The sequence below is a fragment of the Ruixingdingia sedimenti genome (assembly GCF_031432425.1).
Taxonomy (GTDB): domain Bacteria; phylum Pseudomonadota; class Alphaproteobacteria; order Rhodobacterales; family Rhodobacteraceae; genus Ruixingdingia; species Ruixingdingia sedimenti.
Genome location: NZ_JAVKPH010000113.1, coordinates 1 through 1,281 on the forward strand (window position 1 = coordinate 1; position 1,281 = coordinate 1,281).

Sequence of the window (1,281 nt, forward strand, 5' to 3'; positions counted from 1 at the left end):
GTATCCTTCCGACCGAGCCGCTATGACGGCGGCGGCATGCGCTACCTGCGGTTCCGGGGCTGGCTCGAGCAGCTGGCCCAAGACGCGGGTCCCATCACCGCCATCCACTTCGAGGAAGTGCGCAGGCACGTCGGCACCGACGCGGCGCATGTCTATGGCGGGCTGCTGGCCACGCTGACGTCATGGGCGGAGACCGCGGGCGTCGCCTATCAGGGCGTACCGGTCGGCACCATCAAACGCCACGCCACCGGCAAGGGCAACGCGAACAAGGACGCCATGATGGCCGCCGCCCGGGCGCGCGGCTTCTCGCCCGCCGACGACAACGAGGCCGACGCCATCGCGATCCTGCTCTGGGCGCTGGAGACCCGGGGAGGTGTGCAATGAGCGGCATGCGGTTCACGCCCAAGGGCTACGGCGGTCACCGCCGCAATCCCGACGAGGTCAAGCGCGACGGCTGGAAGGAACAGGGCCTGCTGGCCGTCGCCATCGACGACGACCGCCTGACCTGGCCCGAACGAGAGCTGGTACGCCAGCTCGGCGAGCGGCTCTACGGCAAGCGGGAACGGGAGGCGCGCCATGGGTGAGTGGACCACAGCACAGGTGCAGGACCGGCTGGAGCTCGCGGCGGGCGTCATGCGCCAGATGCCGGGCGTGATGCCGCAGGGCTTCTTCAACGCGTGGCCCGAGTACTTCCACAGCTTCGCCGACAAGGTCGGTCAGGAGCCGCAGATGCGTCGCCCGAGACCCAGCCCGCGTCAGATCACGCAGGCCGAGGAAGCGATGCTCTGGCTGCGCTGGCTGGAGCCCGAGGATGGGCGCCTGGTCTGGGCCCGCGCCGACGGCATGGCGTGGAAGCCGATCTGCTGGCAGTTCGGTCTGTCGCGCACGGCCGCGACCAAGCGCTGGCAGTACGGCCTTGCCGTGATCACCTGGCGGCTGAACGGTCGCGTGCCGTCGCCCCGTCGGTCGCAGCAGTTCGTCATCGAAAACGCCAATCGGCTGTCAAGAAAAATCGTCCTCTGAGGAAATTTTCGGGTGTACATCGCGGGGCCTTACACATTTCGACGAGGCCGTTAGAAAACCAATATGCTCGGGAGAGGAGCGCGCAGGCAAAGGCCGCGCCGCTGGCTTCCGGGGTCCAGCGAAGGGTCCAGCCGGGGTCCAATGGGCTAACCCATTGAGGTCGCGGTTCCTTCCTGGCGATATTCGTATGCTGGCGGGCGAAGCGCGGGACATCGCCAGCGACAGGGCCGATTTTTTGCGAAGCCACCTGGAGTCCAG

The 1,281-nt window shown here is 67.6% G+C and carries 3 protein-coding genes; all 3 read left to right on the plus strand.

The features are described 5' to 3' along the window. A partial coding sequence (locus tag RGD00_RS23330) for a hypothetical protein (RefSeq protein WP_310459620.1) occupies positions 1-384 on the plus strand: 384 nt, incomplete at its 5' end. Further along, positions 381-584 carry a hypothetical protein gene (locus RGD00_RS23335; RefSeq protein WP_081969308.1) on the plus strand — a complete coding sequence of 68 codons (204 nt, stop codon included), beginning with the start codon at positions 381-383 and terminating at the stop codon, positions 582-584. The genes RGD00_RS23330 and RGD00_RS23335, both read left to right, overlap by 4 nt. Continuing rightward, positions 577-1,023, plus strand: coding sequence for a DUF6362 family protein (locus tag RGD00_RS23340; protein ID WP_023851473.1), 447 nt, complete (start codon positions 577-579; stop codon positions 1,021-1,023). The genes RGD00_RS23335 and RGD00_RS23340 overlap by 8 nt, the downstream gene beginning before the upstream one ends. Positions 1,024-1,281: the final 258 nt, after the last annotated feature.

Bases quoted from the DNA above. Each gene is read 5' to 3' on its own strand.
- RGD00_RS23340 (WP_023851473.1), top strand. From the start codon at position 577: ATGGGTGAGTGGACCACAGCACAGGTGCAGGACCGGCTGGAGCTCGCG.
- RGD00_RS23335 (WP_081969308.1), top strand. From the start codon at position 381: ATGAGCGGCATGCGGTTCACGCCCAAGGGCTACGGCGGTCACCGCCGC.